Source organism: Paenibacillus sp. ICGEB2008 (genome assembly GCF_000307675.1).
In the GTDB taxonomy this organism is placed as follows: Bacteria; Bacillota; Bacilli; order Paenibacillales; family Paenibacillaceae; genus Paenibacillus; species Paenibacillus polymyxa.
Genome location: NZ_AMQU01000044.1, coordinates 1 through 4,261, shown reverse-complemented (window position 1 = coordinate 4,261; position 4,261 = coordinate 1). Strand labels below are relative to the sequence as shown.

The 4,261-nt window shown below is 51.2% G+C and carries 1 protein-coding gene and 1 pseudogene; both read right to left on the bottom strand.

Annotated elements, in window-relative coordinates:
- The coding region (locus C400_RS28795) for a condensation domain-containing protein (RefSeq protein ID WP_157834339.1) at positions 1-156 on the bottom strand (156 nt) is incomplete at its 3' end.
- A gap of 12 nt (positions 157-168) precedes the next feature.
- Positions 169-4,261, bottom strand: a pseudogene (gene srfAA, locus C400_RS28345) (surfactin non-ribosomal peptide synthetase SrfAA); the annotation flags it as partial.

Genomic DNA, 4,261 nt, shown 5'->3' with positions numbered 1-4,261 from the left:
GCTTTTCTCAAAGATTTCAAGATCAAAAGCGCCGTGAATCCCAAGCTCTAATTGTGTGAAGTACGAGGAAGAATGCGGATCAAGCATCGCATGATACAGCATTCCCTCCTGCATTGGTGTCAGTGCGTACACCTTTTGAATCGATTTTTTGCTCATATGCCACCTCTATTAGAAAATTTCCATTAATTTATCCAGCTCATCCAGCGTCAAATCGTCGTCACCAAGATCACTCGGGGTCAGTTCCGTACCGTCTTGAGATAGGCAATGTTCAATGATTCTGAGAAGATGCGCTTTAAAGCTGTCACTGAATGTTTGTACTGTTTTTTCATGAAATTCAAGAGAATGATAGGCCAGTGACATCGTCAGTTTTCCGTTTTCGATATATCCGACAACATCCAGCGCATTCGGTTTTTCTGTTTCAGGGCTTAATGACTGTCCTGCTGGCAGCTCTGATCTCGTAAACAAACCTGCATCCGACATTTCGTCAAACTGACCTAAATAGTTGAAGCTGACATCCGGCTGAATCGAGAACGCCACATCTTCTTTATGTTCCGATGCCGTCAGATAGCGCAGAATGCCGTATCCGACTCCCTTATTCGGCACATGTCTGATATCTTCTTTCATTTGCTTCAGCTGGTAGCCCAGATCATCCGCATGCTTCATATCGAGCACCATTGGGTACATACTTGTAAACCAGCCGACTGTGCGGGAAATGGTCAGGTCTTCTATGATTTCTTCACGTCCGTGCCCCTCTAAATGAACATTTACTCGATCCTGACCCGTCCACTCCTTCATTGCCAATCCGAATGCCGTCAGCAAAATATCATTCATTTCTGTGTGATATGCCTCATGCACCTTTGTGGTGAGCTGTTCTGTCTCTTCAGCAGTCAGCGAGAATTCAATTGTCTTTGTATGTTTCATTCGCTGATCACCAGATTCGCGGTCTTTCGGAAGCTTTGCCGCGACAGCCTTGTTCTTCAAGCTGTCTCCAATACTCTTTTTCTTTCAAAAAGGCTTTGGAGTTCGCGAAGTCTTGCAATCTCTCTGCATACTCTGCAAATGAATGTGTTTTCTGCGGGAGAACCGGTTCATTGCCTTGCTCAAGCTGTGTATATACCGCGGCGAAATCCTCCAGTAAAATCCGCCACGACACGCCGTCAACCACTAAGTGGTGAATGGCAAGAAGCAAGTGGTCTCCGTCTTCCGCTTGGAACAAGCCTGCTTTTAACAAGCCGCCTTCCTGCAAGTCGATGCTGCTTTGCAAACGCTCCGCTTCTCTCTCTATACGGTCTTCGTAATCTGCAGCTTGGCCCTCAATCTGGATGACCTCCAATTGAGCGGAAGCAGCTTCAAGACCTCTGTTGTATTGAATGACGTCTTCCTGTCCCTCACGGTAGACCATACGGAGCGCGTCATGATGCTCGATCAGCGCCTGCAATGTTTTCTCCACCCGTTCAGGATCAAAGCCCTTCGCGGCGTGAAGCATCACCGATTGGTTCCAGTGGTGCTTGTTCGTGAAGTTCTTTTCAAAGAACCAGTGCTGGATCGGCGTCAGGATGACTTCGCCCTCCACCGGGCCTTGATCTGCCTGTTTGCCTTCGGCACGCTCTACATATTGGGTAAGCTCCTCGATCGTCGGGTGCTGGAAGAGATCTTTCATTTCCAGCTTCCAGCCGTGCTGGTTCAAGCGGCTCGCCATTTGAATTCCTTTGATGGAATCTCCGCCAAGCGAGAAGAAATTGTCGGTGACACCGACTTCAGACATTCCAAGCACGTCCTGCCAGATGCCGGCAAGCAGTTCTTCCATATCGGTCGTTGGCGCTTTGTATTCTCCGCTTCCCGCTTCGATGTCCGGCTCAGGCAAGGCTTTGCGGTCCACTTTGCCGTTTGCCGTAACCGGAAGCTCGTTCAGCGTCACCCAGAACGCCGGGATCATGTAATCCGGCAGGGTTTCCTTCAGTGCTGATTTCAGTGCTTCTATGTCAGCTGTTTCCGGTGTGACATACGCCGCGATCGCTGTGTTGCCGCCTTTATCTTTGACAGCTGTCACTGCCGCATCCTGCACCTCAGAAAGCTGTGCGAGCTGGACTTCAATTTCTGAGAGCTCGATCCGGTAGCCGCGGACCTTGACCTGCTGGTCGATCCGGCCGATGTATTCGATGCCGCCGCCCGTCCATTTCACCAAATCGCCGGTGCGGTACATGCGCTCACCCGGCACAAACGGATCAGCGACAAACCGCTTCGCGGTTTCGTCTTCTCGATTCAGATAGCCGCGTGCCAGTCCGCGCCCCGCCACGCAAAGCTCTCCGGCTACGCCTTCCGGCTGCACCTGATTGCCCTCGCCGAGGATGTATACTCTCGTATTGGCGATCGCCCGTCCGATGGAAAGCGAGCCTTCCTCCGGATGGATTTCTGCGCTTGTGGCAACGACCGTATTTTCTGTCGGCCCGTAGTTGTTGACGAGTGTGTACGGCTTTTTCACTGCGCGCTTCAGCTTGTCTCCTCCGGTCAAGAGGACGCGAAGTGATGTGTTCTCAAGCTCCATGAACTGTTCCGCAAGCTGTGTCGGCAGGAACGTGATCGTTACGCCGTTCGTTTCAAAATAATCGTTCAGGCGGACGATATCGAGGCGGATCGCTTCATCAATGACGTGAAGTTCGGCGCCGATCGTCCAGGTCGGGAACATCTCCCAAATGGAAGCGTCGAACCCGAAGCCCGCGTACTTCGCACTGCGGTCCTCCGCTGTCATGCTGAACGCGTCGTGGTGCCAGAAGCACAGGTTCACAAGCGCATGGTGCTCGACCATGACACCCTTCGGCTGTCCGGTCGTTCCAGATGTGTAAATCATGTACGCCAAGTTCTCCGCAGTTACAGCAGTCTCTGGATTTTCCTCGTCGTTTTCATCAAGCGGCAGGCTTAGAATCGTGCGGCTTCCGTCGAGAAGAATGACATCTCCCGTATAGCTGTCCGGCACTGAAATTCCTTCCTGTTTCAAGAGAAGCTTCGCGCCGCTGTCCTGTAAAATATACTCAATCCGCTGATCCGGGTAGTCAGGATCAATCGGCACAAACGCCGCTCCGGCTTTCAAGACGCCGAGCACCGCGGCGGACATTTCAAGCGACGGCTTCGTGAGAACGCCGACGCGGTCATCCGGGCTGATGCCGCAGTCCATCAAAATCCGTGCAAGACGGTTTGCCTTCGCATTCAGCTCGCCGTACGTCCAAGACTGGCCGTTGTATGTGACAGCCGGGCGGTCTTTGTGGCGCTGGACAGTCTCTTCGAATAGCTGATGAACCGTTTTGTCTGTCGGCACAGGCAGCGCTTTGCCCTTCCATGCCTCAAGAAGCGCTTGGTTTTCTGTCTCGGTGACCAGTGACAGACTGGAAAGCGGCTGGTTCGGGTTATCAGTAACAGCATCTAAAAGCTCCATCCAATATTGCTTCCATTGTTCAATCGTTTCCTGCTTAAACAGAGCTGTATTGTATTCGAGTACGAATGTAAGCCCTCCGTCGGTTTCGTCAGCCGTCAGCGTGAGGTCAAACTTGGCTGTTTTCCGTTCAAACGGATGGGGCTCAAGCTGAATCCCTTTCATTGTTAAATCCTTTATATTCGCATTTTGCATTGAAAAAACTGCATCGAATAACGGGTTTCTGCTTGTGTCACGCTGAACCTGAACATTTCCGATCAAATCCTCAAGCGGGTAATCCTGCGCATCAAAAGCGCTGAGTGCCGTTTCTTTCACTTCGTTAAGATAGTCAGCAAACGTCTTTTCACCCTTCGGATACGTGCGCAGCGCCAATGTATTGACGAACATTCCGATGACGCGGCTGACGTCCGCTTGAGATCGTCCGGCCACAGGTGAACCGACGATGATATCGTCTTGCCCGCTAAGTTTTGATAAAAATGCACTGTATGAAGCCAGAAGCACCATGTAAAGCGTGGAATCCGTTTCTTTTGCAAGCCTGCGCAGAGCATCAGCTTTGCCTGCTTCTAATGAAAATGCAATGCGGTCTCCCTCAAATGTTTGAACGGCAGGCCGACTGTAATCGGTCGGAAGCGTCAGCACCGGCAGCTCTCCGTCCAGCTCCTTCAGCCAATGCTCTTCTTGCTTCTTGTAAAGCTCAGACTGAATGAACTGCTGCTGCCACACGGCATAATCCTTATATTGAATACGAAGCGGCTCAAGGGTTTCTCCGTCGTACAGCTTTGAAAGCTCCTCAATCAGCACACCGACAGATGCACCATCAGAAATAATATGATG